The sequence below is a fragment of the Roseobacter phycocola genome (assembly GCF_042055075.2).
Taxonomy (GTDB): Bacteria; Pseudomonadota; Alphaproteobacteria; order Rhodobacterales; family Rhodobacteraceae; genus Roseobacter.
Map to the genome: position 1 here is coordinate 3,869,398 of NZ_CP194010.1, position 26,276 is coordinate 3,895,673.

Annotated in this window: 25 protein-coding genes; 12 read left to right on the forward strand and 13 right to left on the reverse strand. The window is 60.9% G+C overall.

Features of this window, described 5'->3' with window-relative positions; all coding sequences use genetic code 11:
* Window positions 1-8: 8 nt before the first annotated feature.
* Window positions 9-1,187, reverse strand: a complete 1,179-nt coding sequence (locus AB4K19_RS19090) for a penicillin-binding protein activator (protein ID WP_436399554.1) — start codon at window positions 1,185-1,187, stop codon at window positions 9-11.
* A gap of 75 nt (window positions 1,188-1,262) precedes the next feature.
* On the opposite strand from AB4K19_RS19090, the gene rsmI reads away from it, so the two are divergent.
* From rsmI to gshB, 3 genes are all read left to right on the forward strand, one after another.
* Window positions 1,263-2,120, forward strand: a complete 858-nt coding sequence (gene rsmI / locus AB4K19_RS19095) for a 16S rRNA (cytidine(1402)-2'-O)-methyltransferase (RefSeq protein WP_436398566.1) — start codon at window positions 1,263-1,265, stop codon at window positions 2,118-2,120.
* Window positions 2,121-2,122: 2 nt separating this feature from the next.
* Window positions 2,123-2,503: a YraN family protein gene (locus AB4K19_RS19100; protein WP_375229821.1), complete on the forward strand. Its 381-nt coding sequence runs from the start codon at window positions 2,123-2,125 to the stop codon at window positions 2,501-2,503.
* Window positions 2,504-2,575: 72 nt separating this feature from the next.
* Entirely contained in the window at window positions 2,576-3,514 is a 939-nt protein-coding gene (gene gshB, locus AB4K19_RS19105; RefSeq protein ID WP_375229822.1) for a glutathione synthase, read from the forward strand.
* Window positions 3,515-3,517: 3 nt separating this feature from the next.
* Here gshB and AB4K19_RS19110 read toward each other — a convergent pair whose 3' ends face one another.
* The 4 genes from AB4K19_RS19110 to cobU all read right to left on the reverse strand — a co-directional run bounded on the left by AB4K19_RS19110 (window position 3,518) and on the right by cobU (window position 7,021).
* Entirely contained in the window at window positions 3,518-5,032 is a 1,515-nt protein-coding gene (locus AB4K19_RS19110; RefSeq protein WP_375229823.1) for a YifB family Mg chelatase-like AAA ATPase, read from the reverse strand.
* A gap of 65 nt (window positions 5,033-5,097) precedes the next feature.
* On the reverse strand, window positions 5,098-5,784 hold the full coding sequence (locus AB4K19_RS19115) for a glutathione S-transferase (RefSeq protein ID WP_375229824.1): 687 nt from the start codon (window positions 5,782-5,784) through the stop codon (window positions 5,098-5,100).
* A gap of 59 nt (window positions 5,785-5,843) precedes the next feature.
* The gene (locus AB4K19_RS19120; protein WP_375229825.1) at window positions 5,844-6,425 is read right to left on the reverse strand and encodes a histidine phosphatase family protein; all 582 of its coding nucleotides are present in this window, start codon (window positions 6,423-6,425) and stop codon (window positions 5,844-5,846) included.
* The gene (cobU, locus tag AB4K19_RS19125) at window positions 6,422-7,021 is read right to left on the reverse strand and encodes a bifunctional adenosylcobinamide kinase/adenosylcobinamide-phosphate guanylyltransferase (RefSeq protein WP_375229826.1); all 600 of its coding nucleotides are present in this window, start codon (window positions 7,019-7,021) and stop codon (window positions 6,422-6,424) included. The genes AB4K19_RS19120 and cobU overlap by 4 nt, the downstream gene beginning before the upstream one ends.
* Before the next feature lie 19 nt (window positions 7,022-7,040).
* Here cobU and AB4K19_RS19130 point away from each other — a divergent pair, with 19 nt between their 5' ends.
* The 6 genes from AB4K19_RS19130 (at window position 7,041) to AB4K19_RS19155 (ending at window position 13,583) form a co-directional block, all read left to right on the forward strand.
* Complete coding sequence (locus tag AB4K19_RS19130) at window positions 7,041-7,919, forward strand: RNA polymerase factor sigma-32 (RefSeq protein WP_375229827.1); 879 nt, start codon at window positions 7,041-7,043, stop codon at window positions 7,917-7,919.
* Window positions 7,916-8,692, forward strand: coding sequence for a ChaN family lipoprotein (locus AB4K19_RS19135; protein WP_375229828.1), 777 nt, complete (start codon window positions 7,916-7,918; stop codon window positions 8,690-8,692). Before AB4K19_RS19130 ends, AB4K19_RS19135 begins: the two co-directional genes overlap by 4 nt.
* Before the next feature lie 72 nt (window positions 8,693-8,764).
* Window positions 8,765-9,967 carry a bifunctional phosphopantothenoylcysteine decarboxylase/phosphopantothenate--cysteine ligase CoaBC gene (gene coaBC / locus AB4K19_RS19140; protein ID WP_375229829.1) on the forward strand — a complete coding sequence of 401 codons (1,203 nt, stop codon included), beginning with the start codon at window positions 8,765-8,767 and terminating at the stop codon, window positions 9,965-9,967.
* Between the two features lie 21 nt (window positions 9,968-9,988).
* Window positions 9,989-10,441: a dUTP diphosphatase gene (dut, locus tag AB4K19_RS19145; RefSeq protein ID WP_375229830.1), complete on the forward strand. Its 453-nt coding sequence runs from the start codon at window positions 9,989-9,991 to the stop codon at window positions 10,439-10,441.
* Window positions 10,441-11,490 (forward strand): HesA/MoeB/ThiF family protein, encoded by a 1,050-nt coding sequence (locus tag AB4K19_RS19150; RefSeq protein WP_375229831.1) that lies wholly within the window; start codon window positions 10,441-10,443, stop codon window positions 11,488-11,490. The genes dut and AB4K19_RS19150 overlap by 1 nt, the downstream gene beginning before the upstream one ends.
* 77 nt (window positions 11,491-11,567) lie before the next feature.
* A complete protein-coding gene (locus tag AB4K19_RS19155) occupies window positions 11,568-13,583 on the forward strand; it encodes a M3 family metallopeptidase (protein ID WP_375229832.1) in 2,016 nt (671 codons plus the stop codon).
* 4 nt (window positions 13,584-13,587) lie between these two features.
* On the opposite strand, the gene AB4K19_RS19160 is transcribed toward AB4K19_RS19155, so the two are convergent.
* From AB4K19_RS19160 to AB4K19_RS19190, 7 genes are all read right to left on the reverse strand, one after another.
* Window positions 13,588-14,520: a 2-hydroxyacid dehydrogenase gene (locus AB4K19_RS19160; RefSeq protein WP_375229833.1), complete on the reverse strand. Its 933-nt coding sequence runs from the start codon at window positions 14,518-14,520 to the stop codon at window positions 13,588-13,590.
* A 7-nt stretch (window positions 14,521-14,527) separates the two neighbouring features.
* On the reverse strand, window positions 14,528-15,667 hold the full coding sequence (gene rodA / locus AB4K19_RS19165; protein ID WP_375229834.1) for a rod shape-determining protein RodA: 1,140 nt from the start codon (window positions 15,665-15,667) through the stop codon (window positions 14,528-14,530).
* Window positions 15,664-17,607 (reverse strand): penicillin-binding protein 2, encoded by a 1,944-nt coding sequence (mrdA, locus tag AB4K19_RS19170; RefSeq protein ID WP_375229835.1) that lies wholly within the window; start codon window positions 17,605-17,607, stop codon window positions 15,664-15,666. The genes rodA and mrdA overlap by 4 nt, the downstream gene beginning before the upstream one ends.
* 28 nt (window positions 17,608-17,635) lie before the next feature.
* Window positions 17,636-18,178: a rod shape-determining protein MreD gene (locus tag AB4K19_RS19175; RefSeq protein ID WP_375229836.1), complete on the reverse strand. Its 543-nt coding sequence runs from the start codon at window positions 18,176-18,178 to the stop codon at window positions 17,636-17,638.
* Window positions 18,175-19,068, reverse strand: coding sequence for a rod shape-determining protein MreC (mreC, locus tag AB4K19_RS19180; protein ID WP_375229837.1), 894 nt, complete (start codon window positions 19,066-19,068; stop codon window positions 18,175-18,177). The genes AB4K19_RS19175 and mreC overlap by 4 nt, the downstream gene beginning before the upstream one ends.
* 69 nt (window positions 19,069-19,137) lie before the next feature.
* The gene (locus AB4K19_RS19185) at window positions 19,138-20,187 is read right to left on the reverse strand and encodes a rod shape-determining protein (protein ID WP_375229838.1); all 1,050 of its coding nucleotides are present in this window, start codon (window positions 20,185-20,187) and stop codon (window positions 19,138-19,140) included.
* 209 nt (window positions 20,188-20,396) lie between these two features.
* Window positions 20,397-21,965: a 2-isopropylmalate synthase gene (locus tag AB4K19_RS19190; protein WP_375229839.1), complete on the reverse strand. Its 1,569-nt coding sequence runs from the start codon at window positions 21,963-21,965 to the stop codon at window positions 20,397-20,399.
* Window positions 21,966-22,223: 258 nt separating this feature from the next.
* Here AB4K19_RS19190 and AB4K19_RS19195 point away from each other — a divergent pair, with 258 nt between their 5' ends.
* Both AB4K19_RS19195 and AB4K19_RS19200 read left to right on the forward strand, forming a co-directional pair.
* Window positions 22,224-22,889 carry an SDR family NAD(P)-dependent oxidoreductase gene (locus tag AB4K19_RS19195; protein ID WP_436398572.1) on the forward strand — a complete coding sequence of 222 codons (666 nt, stop codon included), beginning with the start codon at window positions 22,224-22,226 and terminating at the stop codon, window positions 22,887-22,889.
* Window positions 22,886-24,412, forward strand: coding sequence for a cryptochrome/photolyase family protein (locus AB4K19_RS19200; protein ID WP_375229840.1), 1,527 nt, complete (start codon window positions 22,886-22,888; stop codon window positions 24,410-24,412). The genes AB4K19_RS19195 and AB4K19_RS19200 overlap by 4 nt, the downstream gene beginning before the upstream one ends.
* Window positions 24,413-24,638: 226 nt before the next feature.
* On the opposite strand, the gene AB4K19_RS19205 is transcribed toward AB4K19_RS19200, so the two are convergent.
* Complete coding sequence (locus AB4K19_RS19205) at window positions 24,639-25,265, reverse strand: class I SAM-dependent methyltransferase (protein ID WP_436398573.1); 627 nt, start codon at window positions 25,263-25,265, stop codon at window positions 24,639-24,641.
* An 87-nt stretch (window positions 25,266-25,352) separates the two neighbouring features.
* Here AB4K19_RS19205 and AB4K19_RS19210 point away from each other — a divergent pair, with 87 nt between their 5' ends.
* Entirely contained in the window at window positions 25,353-26,252 is a 900-nt protein-coding gene (locus AB4K19_RS19210) for a LysR family transcriptional regulator (RefSeq protein ID WP_375229842.1), read from the forward strand.
* Window positions 26,253-26,276 lie beyond the last annotated feature (24 nt).

Here is a 26,276-nt window from a genome sequence, read left to right on the forward strand (position 1 = left end):
CGGATGCCTTACAAACCTGCTCCGCCAAAAGTGGCCGGTGCGGGGCTTAGGATTTCGACCTGCGCATTGTTAACCGTCGCAACTGCCAGACCACGTTCGTTGGTGCCGTTGGGCAGCAGCCGGAAAATGCCGCTGGCACCCCGATAGCCTGCGCTTTGCGTCAGGGCCGCGCCTGTCAGGGCGTCGCTGTTCCCCTGGCTGACCAATGCGCCGATGGCGGCAATACCATCGAACGCGAGGCCGCCGATCGGGTGGGGCGATGATCCGTAGGCGGCCTGGTATTTGCCGCTGAACAGGGACGTGGCGCCTGGGTCAGGTACGGCAAACCAGCCCCCCTGGACACCCGGCAGGCTGAGCGTCTGTGGGGGAATGTCCCACCGTGTCAGCCCGATGAACTGAGCCTCCGGGCTCGATACGCCGGCCTCAGGCAAAAGCTGTGAAAGAAGCGGCAGGGCGGTTGCCGTGTCTGTTGTCATGAATACTGCGTCCGCACCGGCGGACTGAACAGTGTTTTTGATATTCGGGATGGCTGCAATGACATCCTGCTGCGACAGCGCGTAGCTGACGGTTCCGGCCACCGACGCGCCCTGCGCGCTCACGGCGCGCTGGATTGCATCGCGCCCCTGAGTGCCGGCGGAGTCCTGCCCGTGCACGATCACAAAACGGCTTTTCCCCTGGGCGCGGGCAAAGCCTGTCATGCGGTTTGCAGTGTTCTGGAAGGTCTGGCCCAGAACAAAAACGTTACCGCCAGCAATGGCCGCATTGTTGGAAAAGGCCAGCACGTTCACATTGTCATCTGCAACGGCCACGCCGACCGCGTTCGCGGCGGCCGCAAAGACCGGACCCAGGATGATTTTTGCACCGTCATCGACCGCCTGTTCCGCTGCGTTGGCGGCGACTGTTGCGTTTGCAGCTGTGGGGTATACCCGCAGGTCAATCTGCACACCGTTCAGGTCACGCATGGCCAGACGGGCCGCATTTTCAAGACTTTGCGCCAGAATATCGTTCGTGACATTTCCTGACCCTGACGGCACAAGCAGCGCCACTGGTACAGGTTTCGATGTGTTGATCGATGCGCCGGTTCCAAGACCACCCGGGATGGGTTCACAGGCGGCCAGAGCCAGCGCGGCCAGCGGCAGGGCCAGCCGGCTCAGAAGCTTGCGGGCGGCGGGGAAAACGGCAAACATAAGCGATACTCCGGTCATTGCGCGTTCTGCGCAGATTTCCGGCAATCATAGACGTCACGAAAGGCGGGTCCAGCTTTGAATTTCCAAAAAGTGCCACTCGCTGCCGGGGTCTGGTTCGTAGGTGTCCCGATTGGTACGGCGCGTGACATCACGCTGCGCGCGCTTGATGTTCTGGCGTCGGCTGATGTTCTGGCGGCGGAGGACACCCGCAGTCTGCGCAAACTGATGGACATTCACGGCGTTCCTCTGGACGGGCGGCGGATCATTGCACTGCATGATCACAGCAGCGAAGCGGTTACCGCCGAATTGCTGGAAGCTGTGCGGGCAGGGCGTTCGGTTGCCTATGCCTCCGAAGCGGGAATGCCGCTGATTGCTGATCCCGGTTTCGGCCTCGCGCGTGATGCGGCAGCTGCAGGGCTGGTTGTCACGTCGGCCCCGGGCCCCTCTGCAGTGCTGACAGCGCTGGTTCTGGCGGGGCTTCCCACGGACGCCTTTTTCTTTGCCGGGTTCCTGCCAAATGCGGCGGGCGCGCGGCGGGGGGCGCTGGAACGCCTCAGGGATGTCCCTGGTACGCTCGCATTCTACGAATCCCCGAAGCGTGTCGGCGCGATGCTGAGCGATGCCGCGCGGGTTCTGGGGGGCGACCGGCCTGCCGCCGTGTGTCGCGAACTGACAAAGAAGTTCGAAGAGGTCCGCAGGGGCACGCTCGCGGAGCTGGCAGGCGCGTTTTCTGGCGAAAAGGTCAAAGGCGAAATCGTTGTGCTGATTGATCGTGCCCGGTTACAACCTGTTAGCACTTCGGGCATAGAAGAGGACCTCAGGGCCGCATTGGGCAGTATGTCGATGCGCGATGCGGTAGATATGATCGCGCAGGCCAATGACCTGCCGCGACGCCAGGTGTACCAGCTGGCACTTGCCATGACGAAGGAGTGAGCATGACGGTGGCGACGGAACGGCGGACCAGAGGCCAGGTCAGTTTTCACGCAGGTCTTGCCGCCGAGGAATTCGTCAGCCGTGCTTATCTGGATCGCGGCTACGCATTGGTAAAAAAGCGCTGGCGTGGCCAGGCCGGGGAAATCGACCTGATTTTCCGCCGAAACGGGGGGCTGGTGTTTACTGAGGTAAAGAAAAGCCGCTCGCTGGACCAGGCCGCGCTGCGCATAACAGCGCGTCAGATTGCCCGGATTTCCGCCGCTGCGATGGAATTCGCCGCGCATGAGCCGCAGGGATTGCTGACCGAGATGCGCTTTGATGCGGCTCTGGTGGACGGAAATGGTGCGCTACGGGTTTTGCCGAATGCGTTCGCTCCGGGGTGATGAATTCTCTTCGGGCCATTGCGCTGCCGTGAATCCTGTCCCATTTAGTGGGGGCTAACAGAGGGAGCGGCCATGAAAATCGCCTTTCAGATGGACCCGATCGGGGACGTGGACATCAACGCGGACAGTTCGTTCCGCCTTGCCGAGGAGGCGCAGGCGCGCGGCCACAGCCTGTTTTTTTATACACCGGATCATCTGGCCTATCAGGAAGGGCGGATCACGGCGCGCGGTTACGACCTCCGGGTGCAGCGTGTTCAGGGCGAACATGCGGAACTGGGGCCGGAAAAGGAAGTCGACCTTGCGGATTTTGATGTCGTCTGGCTGCGTCAGGACCCCCCGTTTGATATGCATTACATCACGTCGACGCATCTGCTGGACCGGCTGGCCCCGGAAACGCTTGTCGTGAATGATCCTTTCTGGGTGCGGAATTACCCGGAAAAACTGCTGGTGCTGGATTTTCCCGATCTCACGCCGCCGACGACGATTGCGCGGGACCTCGAGACAATCAAGGCATTCAAGCAAAAGCATGGTGATGTCATCCTCAAGCCGCTCTACGGCAATGGCGGCGCCGGCGTTTTCCGCCTTGATGCGGCGGACCGGAACCTGACCTCGCTGCATGAGCTTTTCACGGGGTTTTCGCGGGAGCCGCTCATTGTGCAGAAATTTCTGCCCGATGTATCCAACGGAGACAAACGGGTTATTCTGGTCGATGGGGAAGCCGTGGGCGCTATCAACCGTGTGCCTGCTGCAGGCGAGACAAGGTCCAATATGCACGTCGGCGGGCGGCCTGAGAAAATCGGGCTTACCGACCGTGATCTGGAAATCTGTGCGGCAATCGGGCCATTGCTCAGGGAAAAAGGGCAGGTCTTTGTGGGCATCGACGTCATCGGTGATTACCTGACAGAGATCAACGTGACGTCGCCCACAGGCATCCAGGAACTTGAGCGCTTTGATGGCGTGAACATTGCAGAAAAGATCTGGCTTGCCATCGAACGGCGGGCGGGTGGCTGAACGTCAGGGCCGCGCCGGTGTGACGAGACGGAAGCTGACGGCCTCCGCAATGTGAGGTTGCCTGACATCCGCTGAGCCGTCCAGGTCGGCGATTGTCCGGGCCACCCGCATGACACGGTGATACCCGCGCGCTGTCAGGCTGAACTTTTCGGCCACGCGCACCAGCAGATCACGGCCTTCGCTGTCAGGTGCTGCGATTTCTTCGAGGGCATCGCCTGCGGCATCGGCATTTGTGCGCATGTCTGCCCGGCCCTCATAGCGGTTCTGTTGCACCGCCAGAGCTGTGGCAACCCGGGCGGCGACTGTTTCGGTACTGTCTCCGCTGTCCGGCAGGTTCAGGTCTGTATAGCGCACCGGGGGCACCTCGACCCGCAGGTCAAAGCGGTCCATCAGCGGACCTGAGATCCGGCCAAGATAGTCTGTGCCGCAATCCGGAACCCGGGCGCAGGCGCGGTCCGGATCAGTCATGAATCCGCAGCGACACGGGTTGGCAGCTGCGACTAGCATGAAGCGGCAGGGGTAGCGGACATGCGCATTGGCCCGGGAAATCATCACCTCGCCGGTCTCCAGCGGCTGGCGCAGGGTTTCCAGGACATTGCGCTGGAATTCAGGGAACTCATCCATGAAGAGCACCCCGTTATGCGCAAGTGACACTTCACCGGGGCGTGCGATCCGGCCACCGCCGATGATGGCTGCCATGGAGGAGGTGTGATGCGGATCGCGGAAAGGGCGCGCGCGGGAAATACCACCTGCATCCAGCAAACCGGCAACAGATTGGATCATAGATGTCTCAAGCGCCTCGCGCGGCGTCAGGGGAGGCAGGATGCTGTGCAGCCTGCGGGACAGCATGGATTTCCCAGACCCAGGCGGGCCCACAAACAGCAGGTGATGCCGTCCGGCGGCAGCGATCTCAAGCGCACGTTTCGCCCGCTCCTGCCCCTTCACATCGCGCAGATCGGTTTCAGCAACGGGGTGCGTGACTTCGCCTGGCTGGGATGGTGCGATGGGGACCTGGCCGCTGAAGTGGCGGATGACATCGCCCAGCGTTTTGGGAGCGATCACCTGTGCTCCGCTGACCCAGGCGGCCTCGCGCCCGCAATCTGCAGGGCATAGCAGTGTCATATCGCTTTCTGATGCCGTGACGGCTGCGGGAAGACTGCCGGCTACCGGAACAAGCCCGCCATCCAGCGACATTTCCCCCAGCGCCACGACCGTGCGGGCCACATCGGACGGAACGATATCCATTGCTGCCAGCAAAGACAGCGCAATTGGAAGATCAAAGTGGCTGCCCTCTTTGGGCAGGTCTGCGGGGCTGAGGTTGATTGTGATCTTTTTAGCGGGGAAAGCGATCGCCATGCCCGCAAGCGCGGAACGCACGCGGTCCCGTGCTTCGGAAACCGCTTTGTCCGGCAGACCGACGATGCTGAACCCTGGCAGGCCCGGCGTGAGAGAACACTGTACCTGAACCAGGCAGGCGTCCACGCCGCGAAATGCCACGGAATGAGTGTGAGTGATCATAAGGTCCCCGCAACCGGCTGTTTGTGGTTAACGCTACCGTCACCACTGTTACCGAACGGTTAACGTCAGCTCACCTCTGGCCAGGGTCTGGTCTTGGCAGTCACAGGATAGGGGAAGGGATCATAGGTTTTCTTCAGCCCCTCTGTGCGCCACGCGATGAAAGCCTGATCCGAGATTGTACGCTCACAATAGGCCGAAGCGAACGCCGTCATGGGCAGATCGTAACCGACCATGCGCGCGGCGACCGGCGCATAAAAAACATCCGCCAGACTGTATTCACCGAACAGCCAGTCACCCTGATCGCCGGAACGGCTCCGTGCCCAGGCCCAAAGCGTTTCAATCCGGTCCAGATCTGCACGCACTCCGTCGGAGACGTGAAACCCCTCGTTCACATGAAAAAGCTGCATGGGGCATTCAGAACGCAGTGCGCTGAAACCACTAGCCATCTCGGCGCAGAGCCACCGTGCCGCGGATCGCAGGCCCGCATCCTGCGGCCAGTGACCGGCGTCGGGGTGGCGTTCCGCCAGCGTCTCTGCCATGGCGAGTGTTTCACCCACGACGTCACCTTCCGGCGTCTGCATGACCGGGACCAGACGCGCTGGAGCAAGAGGGGAAAGATCGCTCTGCATTGTGCCGGAATACAGTCCCAGCAGATGGGTGTTGAAAGAGAGGCCGAACTTTTCAAGCATCAGCCAGCCGCGCAAGGACCAGGTCGAGAATGCCTGGTCGCCAATATAAAGATCATAAGTCATGACCGGACGCTATTACGTGCGGTCAGCTGTCGGCAAATGGTCAATTGTGGTGTGCAGGATCACGGAAGGTGATTGATCACACCGGGTGTTCCTGTGTCGCCCTGCCATGTGATGCTGGTGACGGACAGATTGTCGATCGGCTGCGCCAGAGCATCATAGGGCGCGACCCGCAGCGCCCGCTGAAGCTGGGTCAGAATGACGCCGAAATGCGCAACGGCGATAATATGGGTGTCCGGATGGGCAGCATTCAGTCGGCGCACGACACGGTCAACACGTGCAGAGGTCCGGTTCCAGCTTTCGCCGTCGGGTGCGCTGACATCGCCGGGCTCCTCCCAGAACAACCGGCTGAGTTCCGGGTCCCTTTCAGCGACATCGCGAAAATGCATGCCATCCCAGACGCCGAAATGCATCTCCCGCAGGTCAGGGTCATGGGGCAACCGCTGGTGGCCCTGGCCCGAAATGGCATCGGCAGTGGCTGATGCCCGGATCAGATCGGATGAAATCACCAGCGCCTCTTCCGGCAGATGCGCCCGCAGGCGGCTGATCTGAGCCTCGTCAGAAAGATCAGCGGGCACGTCCCGCCAGCCGACAAAGGACTTCTGGTGGGTCGGTCCATGGCGGACCCAGTGCCAGGTCGTCATGGCAGCGATCCTTTCAGTACCTGTGGCAGCCCGGCCGTGACCAGAACCGCAAGATCAGAAGCCGCTGCAAGGGCGATGTTCAGCCGTCCCTGTTCCTCCCGGAACCGGCGGGCCAGCGTATTGTCCGGCACAATGCCATGGCCGACTTCATTGGAGACGATGATTATTGGGGCGGCGCAAGCTTCTATGCCACGGATCAGACGCTGGCGTTCCGCAACAGGATCCATTTCGTCCAGAATCACGTTGGTGAGCCACATTGTCGCGCAGTCGATGAGAACGCCCTGCGACTTCTCCAGGGTGCTCAGGATACGCTCGGGGTAAATATCTTGCTCAAAATTGCGCCATTCTTCACATCTGCGCGATTTATGCACCTCCACCCGCATTTTTATTTCGTCATCAAAAACCCGGGACGTGGCAAGGTAAACAGGTTCTAAACCACTGGTTAACAAAAGGTTTTCCGCAAACGCCGATTTTCCCGAGGCGGCCCCACCTAGAACGAAACTCAGTTTTGGCAACATTTTATAAACCTTTGCGGTGAACCAATCGGGTGTATGGTGCGTATCTATATCAATTGTGCACGGCAAGGTGTGCTTCATCTGACTGGGAGATGTCGCTATGGCTTTGGACACGGCAAGAGATATGTCACTTTCACGCAGGGCGATGAAAGCGGAATTACTCGACGCGGAAACAGAACTCAGACTGGCCTATGCCTGGCGGGATGAGCGCTGTGAGGAGTCCCTTCACCGACTGATTACAGCCTACATGCGGCTCGCGATTTCGATGGCGTCAAAATTCAAACGCTATGGCGCGCCGATGAACGACCTGATTCAGGAAGCAGGTCTCGGGCTGATGAAGGCGGCGGACAAGTTTGATCCGGACCGGGGCGTTCGCTTTTCGACTTATGCGGTCTGGTGGATCAAAGCATCCATTCAGGATTACGTCATGCGCAACTGGTCGATGGTGCGCACCGGGTCGACCTCCTCGCAGAAATCTCTGTTCTTCAACATGCGCCGTGTCCAGGCGCGTCTGGAACGCGAGAGTGCAGCTGCCGGAGAAACGCTGGACCGCCACCAGCTGCGCCAGATGATTTCCACAGAAATCGGTGTCCCTCTCCATGACGTCGAGATGATGGAAGGGCGGCTGTCCGGGTCTGACTATTCGCTCAATGCAACCCAGTCGACCGAAGACGAAGGGCGTGAATGGATTGATGCGCTGGAAGATGACAGCGCCCAGGCCGCCGAGACTGTCGAGCACGCGCATGACACGGAGCAGCTGCGCGCGTGGCTTCTGCAGGCAATGAATGATCTGAACGACCGTGAGCGCTTTATCGTGCGTGAACGCAAACTGCGCGAACAGCCCCGCACGCTGGAAAGTCTCGGTCAGGAGCTGAACCTGAGCAAGGAACGCGTGCGTCAGCTGGAGGCCGCAGCCTTTGGTAAGATGCGCAAATCCCTCGAAGGTCAGTCCAAAGAAGTGTTCCACTTCCTCGCATGAGGCTGCTTGCCGCTTTTCTTATTGCGTGGCTGAGCCCGTTGTCTCTGGCAGCGGGCTCCTTTGTTGGGGATGTGATCATCCTTGGCGAACTGCATGACAATCCCGGGCATCACACTCGACAGGCGGAGATCACTGCGGAGGTGAAACCCACTGCCATAGTGTTCGAAATGCTTACGGAGGCGCAGGCTGCGCGCCACGTGCCGGGCGCTGACGCGGCAGTGCTGTCAGATGCGTTTGACTGGGAAAACGCCGGCTGGCCGGATTTTACGATGTACTATCCGATTTTTGCGGCAGCACCCGATGCGCGCATTTTTGGTGCGGGTGTTCCGCGTCAGGAAGCCCGCCAGGTGCGGGAAAAGGGGATTTCTTTTGTGTTCGGGATCGGGGGCGGGGCATACGGGTTGAACGATCCATTGCCTGAAGCAGAGCAGACCGCTCGTGAGGCGGATCAGATGGCCGCGCATTGCGATGCTCTTCCCGAAGAGATGTTGCCTTTCATGGTTGATTTTCAGCGCCTGCGGGATGCCCGGCTGGCGCAGAAAACGGTGCGCGCGCTGGAGCTTACAGGGGGGCCGGTGGTCGTCATCACCGGCAATGGCCATGCGCGCCGCGACCGGGGTATGCCGGTCTATCTCGAACGGGTGAAGCCTGACATCGCGGTGTTTGTGCTGGGGCAGGGGGAAGAAGGTTCGCGCCTGCCGCCAGGCGTTTTTGACCGGATCATGACCTCCCCCACAGTGGAACGCGGTGACCCCTGTGCGGCGTTCCGCTGAGCACGGTGGGGCTGGCAGTTGCCGGACGGGCGTTCTAAGGTCCGGCAGGAATATATCTGGAAAAGGCACCTTATGCTGGGCGGTAAACATATCCTGCTGATCATTGGCGGCGGTATAGCGGCTTTCAAATCGCTCGACCTGATCCGGCGGCTCCGCGAAAGGGGCGCGCAGGTGACGCCTGTTCTGACCAGCGCTGCTGAGGAATTCGTCACGCCATTGTCCGTCTCCGCACTGGCGGGGACCAGGATGTACCGCAATCTTTTTGACCTCACCGACGAAGCCGAGATGGGACATATCCAGCTCAGCCGTGTTGCCGATCTGGTGCTCGTGGCACCTGCCACTGCAAACCTGATGGCGCGGATGGCGGGTGGTCTTGCGGATGATCTTGCAACGACGCTTCTGCTGGCAACCGACACGCCGGTGATGATTGCACCGGCCATGAACGTCAGGATGTGGGAACATGCGGCTACGCAGCGCAACCTGGCGCAACTGCGCGCTGATGGCGTAAAAATCGTCGGACCGGACGAAGGTGACATGGCCTGTGGGGAATATGGACCAGGTCGCATGGCAGAGCCGCTTGATATCGTTGCGGCAGTGAGCACGCATTTCGCGGACGGGCCGCTGAAGGGCAAACGCATTCTCGTCACCTCCGGGCCGACACATGAACCGATTGACCCGGTGCGCTATATCGCGAACCGGTCCTCCGGCGCACAGGGCACTGCAATTGCACGCGCACTGCTGGCGCTGGGCGCAACCGTCGTCTTTGTAACAGGACCGGCCGATGTTCCACCGCCCGAAGGGGCGGAGGCGATCCGCGTGACCACGGCGCTTGAGATGCAGGCGGCCGTCAGCGCAGCATTGCCAGCGGACGCGGCCATATTTGCCGCTGCCGTGGCAGACTGGCGGATGGCCCGGGCCAGCGACAGAAAGTTGAAAAAATCCAGAGACGGCCTGCCGGTGCTGGAATTTGCAGAGAACCCGGACATCCTGCGGGACATTGCCGGACGGGACACAGACAGACCGGGTCTTGTGATCGGATTTGCCGCCGAAACGGATGATGTGGTCGAAAACGCAACGGCGAAACGTCAGCGCAAGGGGTGCGACTGGATTGTGGCCAACGATGTATCGCCTGAAACGGGGATCATGGGGGGCATGGAAAACGCGGTGACCATCATCGACGATGATGGTGCCGAAAGTTGGCCCCGCATGGATAAGAATGCAGTTGCCGAACGCCTCGCCGGACGGATCGCGAAAGCGCTGGGCGCTGCGGGCTGAAATGTCTTTTGAGGATCGCCGGTGACTGACATCATCATTTCCTTTGTGTCCGAAGAGGCCGCGGCGCTTGGCCTTCCGTCGTATGAGACTGATGGCGCGGCCGGTGCTGACCTGCGGGCCTGCCTGCCGGGGGGGCCATTCGTACTTGACCCTGGTGCGCGGCAGCTTGTTCCGACGGGTCTGCGTATGGAGATACCGGAAGGGTTTGAGGTCCAGGTGCGGCCCCGGTCGGGGCTCGCGCTGCGCCACGGTGTGACCCTGCCCAACAGCCCTGGCACAATTGACAGTGATTACCGCGGAGAGCTTGGCGTTATTGTGATGAATGCCGGTCAGGAACCGGTGGAGATCACACACGGGATGCGCATCGCTCAGATGGTTGTCGCGCCGGTCGTACGCGCCGGTTTTGCCGTGCGGGAAACGCTGTCTGACACCACGCGAGGGTCGGGCGGCTTCGGATCGACCGGAGGCAGCTGATGGTTCTGGTACTTTCTCTGGCGGCGGTTCTCTGGGGCATCGGGCATTTCATGGGTGCACCGAAGTCGGCGCGTGGCCTTATGATCGGTCTGCTTTATGTAGCTGTTCTTGCGCTGCATCTGGTGCTGCCTGACGGTCATCCGCTGAGACTTGCGACGGGAGAGAGTGCTGCTCTCTGGCTGATACTGGGTGGCTTTGTCGCCATTGTTCTTGGGTATCGCCAGGTACTGACGCGCCTGCGGACCAGAGCAGACACGTCCCGGGCGGAGACCGGCGGGAATGACGGTCCGGCCCCATTGTTCACAGAAACGGAACTCAACCGGTATGCCCGCCACATTGTGCTGCGCGAAATTGGCGGACCCGGGCAGAAGCGGCTCAAAGAGGCGAAGGTGCTGGTCATCGGAGCCGGCGGGCTGGGTGCACCGGCTCTTCAGTATCTTGCGGCAGCAGGTGTTGGCACAATTGGTGTGGTCGACGATGATGCCGTGGAAAACGCAAATCTTCAGCGCCAGGTCATTCACAAGGATGCGTCCATCGGCATGCCCAAGGTCTTCTCTGCTCAGGCTGAAATGCAGGCGCAGAACCCTTTTGTGCAGGTGCGGCCCTACCACCGGCGGCTGACAGAGGACATTGCTGCTGAACTCTTCGCGGAATATGACGTCGTTCTGGATGGCACCGATAATTTCCAGACACGATATCTGGTGAATGAGACCGCCGTCGCGGCTGGTATTCCCCTTATCTCTGGTGCGCTCAGTCAGTGGGAAGGGCAGCTCAGCGTGTTTGACCCGGCACAGGACGCGCCCTGTTACCGGTGCATTTTCGACGAAGCGCCTGCGCCTGAACTGGCCCCATCCTGCGCCGAAGCGGGCGTTATCGGGCCGCTGCCGGGCGTGATCGGCGCCATGATGGCGGTCGAGGCAGTTAAGCTGATCACCGGCGCTGGTGCACCGCTGCGGGGGCAGATGCTGATCTATGATGCGCTCTATGGTGAGAGCCGCCAGATTGCGGTCAGCCGGCGAGCCGGTTGCCCGGTGTGCGGAGGCAGCTGAAGCCTCAAATTTATTTGTGCGTGGCAGTTGTTGCCGCGTAAGCGCAGCCTTAGCTTAACTGTCAAAGGAGAACGCCGATGTCCAACGCCCTGCTTGAGGAATGGTCCACCCCTTACCGGATTGCGCCCTTTGATCAGATAAACGACGAGGATTTTGAGCCGGCCCTGGAGCAGGCGCTTGCGGCGCACCGGGCAGAAACGGATGCCATCGCAGATGCGGCGTCCCCTCCTGATTTTGCCAACACGGTCGAGGCACTGGAAGCCGCCGGTCAGGACCTTGACCGCGTTCTCTCTGTGTTTTTTACGGTCGCAGGAGCAGACAGCAACCCGGAACGCGAAGAACTGCAGCGGAAGTTCTCGCCGATGCTGTCTGCGCATTTCTCCGCAATTTCCGGCAACAAAAAGCTGTTCGCGCGCATTGCCGCCGTCTGGGAACAACGCGGGGGGCTGGATCTGACGGACGAACAGGCACGGGTCCTTATGCTCACGCACCGCGGTTTTGTCCGGGCCGGTGCCGCGCTGACAGGCGAAGCGGACGCCCGGATGCAGGAGATCAAGGCCCGGCTCGCGGTGCTTGGCACACAGTTCACGCAGAACCTGCTGGCCGATGAGCGGGAATGGTTCATGCCGCTTGCGGAAGGCGATCTGGACGGGTTGCCGGATTTCGTCGTGGATGCCGCCCGTGCCGCGGGCGAGGAGAAGGGCGCGGACGGCCCGGTGGTCACCCTGTCGCGTTCGCTGATCACGCCGTTTTTGCAGTTCTCGCCGCGCCGGGATCTGCGGGAAACTGCGTTCCGTGCCTGGGCTGCGCGCGGTGCGAACGGCGGTGAAACTGACAACCGCGGCATTGCTGCTGAAATCCTGTCCCTGCGCGAGGAACGCGCGAAGCTCCTGGGGTATGACAGTTTCGCGGCGTACAAGCTGGAAACGGAAATGGCCAAAACGCCGGAAGCAGTCCGGGATCTGCTGATGTCCGTCTGGGAGCCCGCGCGCGCGCAGGCTGACGCTGATGCTCGGGTGCTGACGCAGATGATGCAGGCCGACGGCATCAATGATGCGCTGGCGCCGTGGGACTGGCGGTACTATGCGGAAAAACGGCGCGCGGCAGAGCACGATCTGGATGAAGCGGCACTCAAACCATATTTCCAGCTGGACCGGATGATTGAGGCAACATTTGCCTGTGCGTCCCGGCTGTTCGGGCTCGAATTCAAACCGCTCGACGTGCCGCTCTACCATCCCGACTGCCGGGCCTGGGATGTGACACGGGGCGGCGAGCACATCGCGGTCTTTATCGGCGACTATTTTGCCCGTGGCTCCAAAAGGTCCGGCGCCTGGTGTTCGGCGATGCGCGCACAGGCGCGGTTCCCGCAGGTACAGCGACCTGTCGTGATCAACGTGTGTAACTTTGCCAAGGGCGATCCCGCGCTTTTGTCCTACGACGATGCACGCACTCTGTTTCATGAGTTCGGCCACGCGCTGCACCAGATGCTGTCGGATGTTACTTATGAAAGCGTGTCCGGCACATCCGTCGCGCGGGACTTTGTGGAACTGCCGAGCCAGCTTTATGAGCACTGGCTGGAGGTCCCTGAGGTCCTGAGTGAATACGCGACGCATGCGGACACCGGCGCGCCGATGCCCGCTGATATGCTTGAACGGGTGCTGGGTGCCGCAAACTTCGACATGGGCTTTCAGACGGTCGAATATGTAGCCTCCGCGCTGGTTGACCTCGGTTTTCACGAGGGAACGGCACCGGCTGATCCGATGCAGCGTCAGAAGGAAATCCTGGATGCGATCGGGATGCCTGATGCCATAACGATGCGTCACGCCACACCGCACTTTGCCCATGTCTTTGCCGGCGACGGCTACAGCAGCGGGTATTACAGTTACATGTGGTCTGAGGTTATGGATGCAGACGCCTTTGCCGCCTTTGAAGAGGCTGGATCAGCCTTCGATGCGGATAAGGCCGCGGCTCTGGAGAAACATATCCTGTCGACGGGTGGCAGCCGGGATGCAGCGGAGCTCTATACGGCGTTCCGCGGTCGCCTGCCAGGGGTTGATGCGCTGTTGAAAGGGCGCGGCCTGGCCGCAGAATAACCGCCTAGTACCCCAGGGTGCGGTCGACCAGATAAAGAAACGGCTCACCGGCTTCCCCACGGCGGATATTCTCCGCGATTACTTCTGAGGCTGTTTTCGCCCGGGTTTCAGCTGCGATGTGCGGCGTCACCGTTACCTGCGGATGCGCCCAGAAGTGATGCTCCTTCGGCAGTGGTTCGATGCGGAAAACATCGAGCGTCGCATGTGCGATCTGACCGCTGTCCAGGGCATCCAGCAAGGCGTCATCATCAATAAGGGGTCCGCGCCCGGGGTTGATAATGAACGCCCCCTGCGGCATCAGCGCCAGACGTCGGGCGTCGAGCGTATTCTGCGTGGCCGGTGTGTCCGGGAGCAGAAGCACGAGTATCTCAGCAGACCGCAGCGCGTCATCCAGACCGGTGTCCCCATTGAATGTTTCGATACCCGGCACGTCCTTTGGGCTGCGGCTCCATCCGCTGACGTCAAACCGCAGCGACTTCAGAGTTTGCGCCACAGACGTCCCCAACGCCCCCAGCCCCAGAACACAGACGCGGCGTTCCTCGGCCAGCGGGTGCACTACGGGGGTCCAGTCACCGTCCTGATGCAGGATGTGCTGGTCCATGCCCAGATGATGGCGCAGAACATGCCCTGTGACCCATTCGGTCATCGAGCGGGTCATGCCCGGGTCGACCATGCGGGCCAGCGGCTGGGTGAGGGTTTCGTTGCCTACGATCCCCTCCACGCCTGCCCAGAGGTTCAGGACTGCTTTTGTGCGGGTGTAGGGTGTAAAATCCTGCAGCTCGGAATTCGGGGCGTAGACGACATAGTCCACCTCGCCGGCAGGGATATCCAGCGCCAGTCTGACATCCAGTCCGGCCCCTTTGAAAGCCCGATGCAATGCAGGCTCATAGGTGGCCCAGCGTTCCGGCGTGGCCGCAAAAAGCACATTCAGTGGCATAGTATTCCTATCTTGGGCGGTGGACGTGGGCGCTCTGCATCAGACCGAAGGCGAGCAGCAGAACCAGCATGGCTGACCCGCCGAAACTGACCAGTGGCAGGGGTACGCCCACCACGGGCGCCAGCCCCATGACCATCGACATATTGACGGCAAAGAACAGGAAGAAGTTCAGCGCGATGCCCAGCGTCAGCAGGGAGGAAAACCTGTCTTTGTTTGTCAGCGCAGACCAGACGCAGAAAATAATGATCAGCGCATAAAGCCCCAGCAGCGACAGGCCGCCGACAAAGCCGAACTCCTCGGCCAGGGTCGTAAAGATAAAATCCGTATGCTTTTCCGGCAGAAAGTTCAGGCGGCTTTGTGTCCCCTGCATAAACCCACGGCCGGTCCATCCGCCGGAGCCAAGCGCGATCTTGGACTGCGTGATGTGATAGCCCGCGCCCAGAGGGTCAGAACTGGGGTCCAGAAAGGTGTCGATGCGGCGGTACTGGTAATCCTTGAGCAACTGCCAGGTGGTTCCCCGGGACTGAAAGACGGCTGTGACCAGCCCGATACCGCTGGCAATCACAGCACCGAAATAGGCCCAGTGCACACCGGCCAGAAACATCAGCCCGCCACCCGCTGCAAGCAGCAGAATAGACGTCCCCAGATCGGGCTGCCGCAGCACCAGGAACACCGGGATCATGATCAGAATAACCGGTATCAGCACCCAGAACGGATGTGAGGTGCGCTTTGCCGGCAGCCAGTCATAGTAGGCCGCAAGCAGCATCACGAGCGTTATTTTCATCAGTTCCGAGGGCTGAAGGCGCATGAAACCAAGGTCAATCCATCGCTGCGCGCCCATGCCCACGGTGCCAAAAAGCTCCACCGCGACCAGCAGCACGATGGTGCCCAGATACGCAAGGCCCGACAGGCTGCGCCAGAACCATATGGGGATCATGGCGACCATGATCATCATAACGAACCCCACGGCAAAGCGTTTCATCTGTGGCTCGGCCCAGGGGCTGTAGGACCCGCCGGCCACGGAATAAAGCATCAGAAACCCGACACCGGCCACCGATGCGAGAAGCAGCGCGACCGCCCAGTTCAGATAGAAAATCTTGCGGAACCCGGTCGGGGCAGATTTGACGGCATACTCGAGATAACTCATGCCTGATCCTTCCCGGGAACGGAGACCTGGGGTTGCGCGTCTCTCAGTCGTTCCTGAAGCTCAGTGATTTTTTCACGGTCTTTCGCGGGATAGGCTTCAAGTGGTGGCGGGCCTCCATAAAGCGCCTGCAAGGTGATATCCCGGGCGATCGGTGCCGCGGCTTTTGAGCCACCGCCACCGTGCTCGACGATCACCGCAACCGCGTATTTGGGTTTGTCATAGGGCGCGAAATTCACAAACAGCGCGTGGTCGCGGCGCTCCCATGGCAGGTCTTCGTTCCGGATGACACCAGCGCGGCGCTCCGCTGCTGTGATGTTGCGGACCTGGCTGGTGCCGGTTTTCCCGGCCATGCGCATCTCTTCTTCGATGATGCGCGATCCATAGGCCGTGCCACGCCGGTCATTGACCACTTCGAACATCGCCTTGCGCATCTTGCGCAGGTTGTTCTCGTTCAGACCCATGGGCTCGCCGCCCCGGATCGGTTCTTCGACGCCGTCCACAGACTTGATCAGGCGCGGCTCGACGGAGCGCCCGGTGGCAATCCGCGCGGTCATCACTGCAAGCTGCATGGGTGAGGCCAGCATGAAACCCTGGCCGATCGACACGTTCACGGTGTCACCCACGCGCCAGCTCTGGCCATATGTCTGGGCCTTCCACTCCATGTTGGGCGCCAGACCCTTGGCAACAGCCGACATTGGTACGTCATGCTTTATGCCCAGCCCGAACCTGCGCGCCATTTCAGAAATGCGCTCAATGCCGACCTTTACTGCCAGATCATAATAATAGACATCGCACGACCGTTTCAGCGAAGTTTCGAGGTCCACCCACCCGTGTCCGGCGCGTTTCCAGCAGTGGAACCGGCGTCCTGACACTTCCATATGGCCCGGACAATAGGCGGTTTCATCCGGTCCTATCAGCCCGTCTTCGAGAGCGGCCATGGCCGTGATCATCTTGAAAGTGGAACCCGGGGGATACACGCCCTGTACGGTCTTGCTGGCAAGCGGGCGGTATTTGTTACCGGTCAGCGTGCCGTAATCTTTGGACGAGATGCCGCGCACAAACAGGTTCGGATCGAATGTCGGTGCCGAGGCACAGGCGACCAGATCACCGGTTTCGCAATCCATAACAACCGCGCTTGCGCTTTCCCCGTCAAGGCGGGCCTGGACATAACCCTGGAGCTTTGCGTCGATGGTCAGCTGCAGATCGGAGCCGGGGATGCCGTCGCGCCGGTCCAGCTCGCGCATGACGCGGCCGGCAGCGTTGACCTCTACCCTTTTTGCGCCTGCTTTTCCGCGCAGCAGCGGTTCAAGTTTGGTTTCAACCCCGACCTTTCCGATCTGAAACCGCGGGATCATCAGAACAGGCTCAGGGTCCTCGATTTTGGACAGGTCGTAGTCTGACACCGGGCCAACGTAGCCCAGTACATGTGCGAAATCTGACCCTTGCGGGTAAACGCGGCTCAACCCGACCTCCGGTGTCACACCCGGAAGCGCAGGTGCATTTACAGACACCCTGCTGATGTCGTCCCATGTAACATCTGATGCGATGGTAACCGGCAGAAAAGGCGCAGACCGGCGTATCTCTTCTTTGACACGGGTGATCGTTTCCTCGTCGAGGCTGATGATCTGTGAAAGCCGCTCAAGAACTGCATCTACGTCGCCAGCGTCCTCCCGCACGATCACGATCCGGTAAGACGGCGCATTGCGTGCAAGGCTCATGCCATTCCGGTCGAACACCTCTCCGCGGGAGGGTGGGATGAGCCGGATGTTGATGCGGTTTTCTTCGGCCAGCAGACGGAACTGATCAGCCTGATCAACCTGCAGATACTGCATCCTGGCAGCGAGCCCACCGATGAACAAAAGTTGGGCACCGCCAAGAAGTGCGGCACGCCGCGACAGCCTGCGATGGCTGATATCTGTTTCTGCCCGTGTCTTTTTCATGCGGTTCCTCCGCAAAACAGCTGACGTTTCATCTCAGGCCGCCTCCGCCTGTATCGGGATCGCCCGGTGCAGATTTGCGGACGCCCATAAAGGTGTGGGTTATCCCGGCAACCAATGGGTAGCACACAAGTGTCATCAGAAGCTGGGAAAATGACAGGGTAAAGGAAGGCGGATCCAGAAGGGTAATCATCAGCGCCAAACGGTACGCGATGCTGATACCGGCAATGATCAGGCACACGGTCAGCCATTCGCCCACAAAGGTGCCATCCCGGACCGCCCGTGCACGTGATTTCAGGTTTTCACACCCGATCAGTGCCAGCAGGGCCCAGAGCCCCGGCGGGCGCTGCAGCAACAGGTCTGCCAGCAGAAACAGCAGGGCCAGAGCAAAGGCGGGCACATATTCCGGGCGCCTTACCGACCACGCGCAGGCAAAGGCCAGCAACAGGTCCGGTCCGGCCCAGCGGGCGGGCGTCATGTTAAGGGGCAGCAGCTGGAAAAACAGAATTGCGCAGACCACGAAGGCAAACGAAATACGCATGCTCCAGAGACGTGTGACGGGGGCGTCGCTCATTGTATCGCCTCCTCGGTCATGATCACGGGCAGTTGCGGGCCGATGATCTGGGGATTGTCTTCGATCGGTTCCGTGCCGTGATGGCGCAGGACGCGCAGAAATTCGAGGCGCTCGTAATCCGCAGCAAGTCTGACGCGCAGCTGTCCACCGGGATCTGCAGCGACCTGACCGATCAACAGGCCTGACGGGAACACACCGCCGTCACCGGAGCTGACCACGCGGTCGCCGGGACGCACCTGGTCGGGGCTTTCCAGAAAGTCGATGAGGGGGGCGGCGGTGTTGTCGCCGGCCACAATGGTGCGCTGGCCCGAAGGCTGAATGGATGCCGGAATGCGGCTGGAGGCATCCGTCAGGAGGATGACGCGAGACGTCGTCTGACCAACACCTGAAATCCGCCCGACCACGCCAATGCCGTCCATCGTGGCCCAGCCTTCGATGATCCCGTCGCGCGCGCCGACATTCAGCAGTACGGACTGGCGGAACGGTGATCCGCTGTCTGCGAGAACAACGCCGGAAATTACGGTAAGACGCGGGTCGAGGCGCACATTGTTGAGGTCAAGCAGCCTGGCGTTTTCCTGCTCCAGCTGCACGGCAGCCTCCTTCCAGGCCTGCATCCGGCGCAGTTCCGAGCGCAGTTCCTGGTTCTGTTCGGCGAGTTGCTGATAGCTCTGGAAATCGCGCAGCAGAGAGATCGCCCCGGTAACAGGTGCCATCGCCCAGTCGAGCCCCGGTACAAAGCGGTCGGTGATCTGTGCGCGGAACCGCTCGACACGGGGGCTGTCAATCCGCCAGAGCAGGAAAACGCCCAGCAGGCACAGCACCAGCACAGCAATCAGCAACCGGCGCAGGGGGCCGGTGAAGTCGCTGGTCTGAGAACGGTCTCTGGCCATCAGCGGCGGGTCTCCTGCCCCGGGTCAGGCAGGCAGTCCTGCCACGCACGGGGAACTCTGTCGGGGGCGTCAGCTTTCGTAGTCGATCGCGTGACGCAGCTGTTTTTCGTATTCAAGCGCTTTGCCGGTACCAAGGGCCACACAGTTCAGCGATTCGTCTGCGATAGATACGGCGAGGCCTGTCTGTTCGCGCAGCGCCAGATCCAGATCGCCCAGCAATGCGCCACCACCGGTCAGCATAACGCCCCGGTCAACAATGTCGGCTGCAAGGTCCGGTGGAGTTGTCTCCAGCGCGGTCATCACCGCTTCACAGATCTGCTGTACCGGCTCCGCCAGTGCTTCGGCAATCTGCGCCTGGGTCACTTCGATTTCCTTGGGCACGCCGTTCAGCAGGTCGCGGCCCCGGATCTGCATTGAGGTACCACGCCCGTCGTCAGGCATGCGTGCCGTGCCGATGGATGTCTTGATCCGTTCTGCCGTGGTTTCACCCACCAGCAGGTTCTGCTGGCGGCGCAGGTAGCTGATGATTGCCTCGTCCATCCGGTCACCACCGACGCGCACGGACCGCGCGTAAACGATATCGCCAAGGCTCAGAACCGCGACCTCTGTTGTACCGCCGCCGATGTCCACGACCATGTTCCCGGTGGGATCCGTGATCGGCATGCCTGCGCCAATGGCCGCAGCAATGGGTTCCGCAATCAGGCCCGCGCGCCGCGCGCCCGCACTCATCACCGACTGACGGATGGCGCGTTTTTCAACCGGAGTGGCACCGTGCGGCACGCAGACGATGATCTTGGGTTTGCCAAAAAACGTCGAGCGTTTGTGCACCTTGCGGATGAAGTGTTTGATCATCTCTTCGGCGGTGTCAAAGTCCGCGATGACACCTTCGCGCATCGGGCGGATGGCTTCGATGCTGCCCGGTGTCCGCCCCAGCATCAGCTTGGCGTCTTCGCCCACGGCGAGCACTTTCTTGACACCTTCCTTTATATGATAGGCGACAACGGAGGGTTCTGACAGAACCACACCCTTGCCCTTCACGTAGACCAGCGTGTTCGCCGTGCCGAGGTCGATCGCCATGTCCGATGAAAACAGACCGCGAAAACTGTCGAATATTGCCATGAGGTGTAAACCCTGCCCGAATGCCATTGGTCCGTGCCCTGAAAGGGCCGGTTGCCCTGTGTTATATGCTTAGGCGCGTTATGGTGAAAGGGGCGTTAACGATGATCTGGGCATCATCTTGCTGTTACGTTGCGATTGTATCGCAGCGCGCAACAGTTGCAGAAGGTCTCCGGACCGTGAAAGATCCCGGTCCGGAGCCGCTTTTGAGGTCAGCTGACGTCCTTGTAGCTGATTTCCGGGCGGTCACTGCCGCCTTTTTCACGGCGCACCAGCAGACGGTTCAGCGCGTGGATATAGGCGAGCGCCGAGGCGACAACCGTATCGGTATTCGCGGATTGCCCGGTCACAATACGGCCCTCTTCCTCAAGGCGCACAGACACCGTGGCCTGAGCATCCGTTCCTTCGGTCACCGCGGCCACCTGGTAAAGCTGCAGGCGTGCGCTGTGCGCGACCAGTGCCTTGATGCACTTGAAGGACGCGTCCACAGGGCCATCGCCGGTCTGTTCGGTGCTGTGCTCGACACCATCAACCTCAAGGGTCATCCGGGCCTCGTTCGGGCCGTCGGTGCCGCAGACGACGTGCATTGACTTCAGCCTGATCCGGTCGGCTTCGGCATCTGTCGCGGTGCGCATCAGTGCGATCAGGTCGTCGTCGTAAATCTCTTTCTTGCGGTCGGCCAGTTCCTTGAACCGCACGAACACGTCTTTGAGCTGGTTGTCGCCCAGCTCAAACCCGAGGTTTTCCAGTTTGGAGCGCAACGCAGCCCGGCCGGAATGCTTGCCCATCACAATGTTGGTTTCGGTGAGGCCAACGTCCTCCGGGCGCATGATCTCAAAAGTTTCCGCATTTTTGAGCATCCCGTCCTGGTGGATGCCGCTTTCATGCGCAAAGGCATTCTTGCCCACAATCGCCTTGTTAAACTGCACGGGGAAACCCGACACGGTGGCAACGCGGCGTGAGATATTCATGATTTTGGTCGCATCAATCCGCGTCTGATAAGGCATGATGTCGTTGCGGACTTTCATCGCCATCACGACTTCTTCGAGCGCGGTATTGCCCGCACGTTCGCCCAGCCCGTTGATGGTGCATTCGATCTGGCGTGCGCCAGCTTCAACAGCGGCCAGCGAATTGGCCGTCGCCATGCCAAGATCGTTGTGACAGTGCGTGGCAAAGGTGATGGTATCCGCACCCGGCACGCGCTCCAGCAGCATCCGGATCAGATCCGCCGATTCCCGCGGGGCCGTATAGCCCACAGTGTCCGGAATATTGATCGTGGTCGCACCACATTTGATCGCAATTTCGACCACACGGCACAGATAATCATCCTCGGTGCGGGTGGCGTCCATAGGTGACCACTGCACATTGTCGCAGAGGTTGCGGGCGTGTGTCACAGTTTGCTCAATCCGCTCGGCCATCTGGTCCATATCGAGATTGGGGATCGCACGGTGCAGCGGCGAGGTGCCGATAAACGTGTGAATCCGCGGTTGTGCTGCGTGTTTGACCGCTTCCCAGCAGCGGTCGATGTCACCGAACTGCGCGCGGGCCAGACCGCAGATCACACTGTTTTTCGCCAGCTTTGCGATCTCGGTCACGGCGGCAAAGTCGCCCTCAGAGGCAATCGGGAAACCCGCCTCGATGATGTCGACACCCATTTCGTCCAGCAGCCCGGCAATCTCGAGCTTTTCGGCATGGGTCATCGTGGCACCCGGGCTCTGTTCGCCATCGCGCAACGTGGTGTCAAAGATGAGGACGCGGTCCTGTTCTGCTTTATCAGTCATATCGGAATTCTTTCATTGTCTGCTGTGTGTCCTGGCGCGCGGGCGATCCCTCTGAGCGGGCGCGCCGACAGGCACGCTCAGAGGCGCGTTAGCAGCAGCAGGGCTGCGGCGGCGGGCAGAATGCGCGCGGAGAACTTTTGATCAGCAGCATGTCTCATGCCCGCTTTATACCGCAGGTTCCGTAAATGGAAAGGGGCTTTTCGCGACCACTGCGCGCACCTACTTGAACCGGCCGAGCGCGCGGCTAGGTGGCCCGTAATGAGACGAATTCTGATAATTGGTGCCTCCGGCGGGATCGGGTCCGCTATGACGTCAGCACTGCGCGGGCGGGGGGATGAGGTGGTAACGCTGTCGCGGTCCGCGGATGGTTTTGACATCACGGATGAGGCCTCTGTCGCCGCGCATCTTGGTACACTGCAAGGGCCCTTTGATCTGGTATTTGTCGCGACAGGTGCGCTGGAGATCGACGGTGCGGTGCCTGAAAAAAGCGTGAAATCAGTCACATCACGGGCGATGGTGGATCAGTTTGTACTGAACGCGCTGGGCCCCGCGCTGGTGCTGCGCCATGTCGCTGATCTGCTGCCGCGGGACCGGGTGGCGATGGTCGCCGTTCTGTCCGCGCGGGTCGGCTCGGTCGGGGATAACCGGATGGGGGGCTGGATCAGTTACCGCAGCGCCAAGGCCGCGGTGAACCAGATCGTACATACGACAGCGATTGAACTCGCGCGCAGTCACAAGTACAGCATCTGCGTGGCACTGCACCCGGGCACGGTGGCGACGCCGTTCACTGAAAAATACCTGGGCCGTCATCCGGCGGTGCCTGCGTCCGAGGCCGCTGAAAACCTGATCCGCGTGATGGAGGGCCTGACGCCTGAACAGACGGGTGGGTTCTATGACTGGGCGGGCAAAGAGGTGCCCTGGTGAGCCGCCTGATTCTTGTGCTGGGGGACCAGCTGTCTGAGGGTCTGAGCGCGCTGCGGGAGGCCGACCGGGACGTGGATACGGTTGTGATGGCAGAGGTGGTGGATGAGGCGTCCTACGTCCGGCATCACCCTAAGAAAATCGCGCTGATTTTTGCCGCGATGCGCAAGTTTGCGGCCGGGCTGCGGGAGCAGGGTTGGGATGTGGCCTATGCGGAGCTGGACGACACCGACAACGCCGGCTCCATCGTGGGTGAGCTGCTGCGGCGCGCAGAACAGACGGGTGCTGATGAGGTTCTGGCCACCGAGCCCGGCGAATGGCGGCTGATCCACGCGCTGAAACATGCGCCGCTGAAGATACGCATTCTGCAGGACGACAGATTTATCGCGTCACATCAGGAGTTTGAGCGCTGGGCCGAAGGGCGAAAACAGCTGCGGATGGAGTATTTCTACCGCGATATGCGGCGTAAAACCGGGCTGTTGATGGAGGGGGACAAACCCGCGGGAGACAAGTGGAATTATGACCACGACAACCGCAAACCAGCCCCCGATGAGGTGGCTTTCGGCGGGCCGATGCAGTTCACACCTGATCCAGAAACAGAGGCTGTTCTTGCTCTGGTTGAGGCGCGTTTTGGCAATCATTTCGGGCAGTTGCGACCGTTCTGGTTTGCAACTACGCGCGCGGAGGCGCGCCGGGCGTTGACCCATTTCATCAAAAATGCGCTGCCAGCGTTTGGTGATTTCCAGGATGCGATGCTGAACGACAACCGGTTTCTGTATCACGCGGTGATCTCGCCCTACCTGAACATCGGCTTGCTGGACCCGCTGGAGGTCTGCGAGGCTGCCGCCGATGCCTGGGCTGCAGGCGATGTGCCGATCAATGCCGCCGAAGGGTTCATCCGCCAGATCATCGGCTGGCGGGAATACGTGCGGGGCATCTATTTCCTGGAAGGACCGGACTATCCGGAGCGCAACGGGCTGGAGCATGACCGGCCTCTGCCCGATCTTTACTGGGGCGGTGAGACGCAGATGAACTGCCTGTCAAAAGCGGTGGCGCAGACCCGGGACGAGGCCTATGCCCATCACATTCAACGCCTTATGGTGACAGGGAATTTCGGGCTTCTGGTGGGGGTGAACCCGACAGAACTGCATGAATGGTACCTGGCCGTCTATGCCGATGCCTTTGAGTGGGTCGAGGCGCCGAACACCTTGGGTATGAGCCAGTTTGCCGATGGCGGGGTGATCGCCTCGAAACCCTATGTGTCGAGCGGGGCCTACATCAACCGGATGTCGGATTACTGTAAAAGCTGTCAGTATTCGGTGAGCAAAAAGACGGGCGACGGGGCCTGCCCGTTTAACCTGTTGTACTGGCATTTTCTGGATCGGCACCGTGACCGGTTTGAAGGTAATCCGCGGATGGGGAACATGTACCGGACCTGGGACCGGATGGATGAAGCGCGGCGCAAAACGGTGCTGGAAGAGGCGGAAGCTTTTCTTGCCAGGCTGGATGCAGGCGAGAAAGTTTAACGCAGCGCGCGGCCGGATCGGTGCCGGTGTGCCCGTTTTCCCGCAAGCCTCTGAAAAGGCTCAGAATGCTGCGTCGGTATAACGTCGGTATTTTGTCGGTACTACGTCGGTGCCCGGGTCGGTATCCCGATGCGGAAATGGCGGCCCGTTAACTTTTGCGGGACGGCGGTACGGCGCTCGGCTGTGCCATCGCCCCACCCGCCGTCCCGCTGGGGGGGAGGCCTGATCAGAGTTTGCGCGCCACGACGAAACGGGCCGGAACGTGGCCGGTGCCGTCAAAGGTTTCGATGATCCGGAAGCCTGCCGCTTCGATCATCGCATCGTGTTCTGCCGCAGGGCGGAAGGCCACCCAGGGCACCCGGCCAAAAAGCCGGAGCACGGGCAGGGCAACACGCAGCAGCGGGAACCAGAGCGGGGCGTCGGCGGCAGGCGCGACAGTCGTCTTGGAGATAAACACGCCACCCGGTTCCAGCAGCGTGTTTACGCGGCGCAGAACAGTTGGCAGATCGGGCAGCAGGTGCAGCAGGTTGAAGGCCAGAACAGCATCGTATTCGCGGTCCAGCAGGCGCGGTTCGGACCAGCCTGCGGTAACAAAGCCGAGGTTGTCCGGTGCCTGCCGGGCGTTCGCTTCGGCAATCATGCCGGGCGAGACATCTGTCGCGGTGTAGCGTTCGACGCCGCCCGCCAGCAGCACAGCGGTTCCGCCGGTGCCGCACCCCAGTTCCAGCACACGGTCCTGCGCGCCGAGATAGCTGCGGGTGCGCCCGAGGGTATACTCATAGGATTTGACGTCGCGGATCGGCTGGCGGGCATATTTGGGGGCAATTCTGTCCCAGAAAGCGGTGCGGGGCATAACAGATCTCCTTGTTCCGGCGCACAATCGCATATGCAATGTGCGAAAGGAATTGCCTGAAATAGCTGAACTGGTATGCATAAATGCATGGAAAAACCTCCCTATTCATTCGACTGGAATCAAACCCGCGCCTTTCTGGCGACCGTGGATGCGGGATCACTTTCCGGAGCCGCCCGCGCCCTCGGCGTGGCGCAACCCACTGTCGGCCGGCAGATTTCGGCTCTTGAAGACGATCTTGGCCTGCTGCTTTTTGAGCGGGGTGGCCGGTCGCTGGCGCTGACACGGGCGGGGCTCGATCTGGTAGAGCATGCCCGCGCGATGGAGGCTGCCGCGAACCGGGTAGCACTGTCGGCGTCGGGTCAGTCGCAGGCGGTTGATGGTCTGGTCCGGATCACGGCGAGTGATATTTTCGCGGCCTATCTGATGCCGCGCGCCCTGAAAAAGCTGGAAGCCGTAGCGCCACAGATTGAGATCGATGTGGTGGCGTCCAATGAAGTGCGCGATCTGATCCGGCGCGAGGCAGATATCGCAGTGCGGCACGTCCGCCCCGAGCAGCCGGACCTGATTGCCAGAAAGGTCCGCACCTCGACGGCACGGTTTTACGCCGCACCCTCCTATCTGGCGCGGCACGGCACCCCGCAATCACTCGAGGCGATGGCACAGCACCGGTTCATCAGTTTCACGGATACCGACCAGATGATCGGCCATATGAAAGTCATCGGCCTGGAACTGAAGCGGGAGAATTTCCGCTATGGATCGGCGAGCGGTATCGTTTCGTGGGAGCTGGTGCGGCAGGGGTTTGGCGTGACCATCATGTCGGAGGATGTGGGCGCAATGACGCCCGAGGTGGTGCCTGTGCTGCCGGAAATGGACCCGGTGACCTTTCCGACCTGGCTGGTCACGCACCGCGAACTGCACACCAGCCGGCGCATCCGCGTGGTTTTTGACGTGCTGGCGGACTTTATGGAGCAGCCGCAGCGGATCTGAGGAAACACGCCGGGCCGGGCCCGG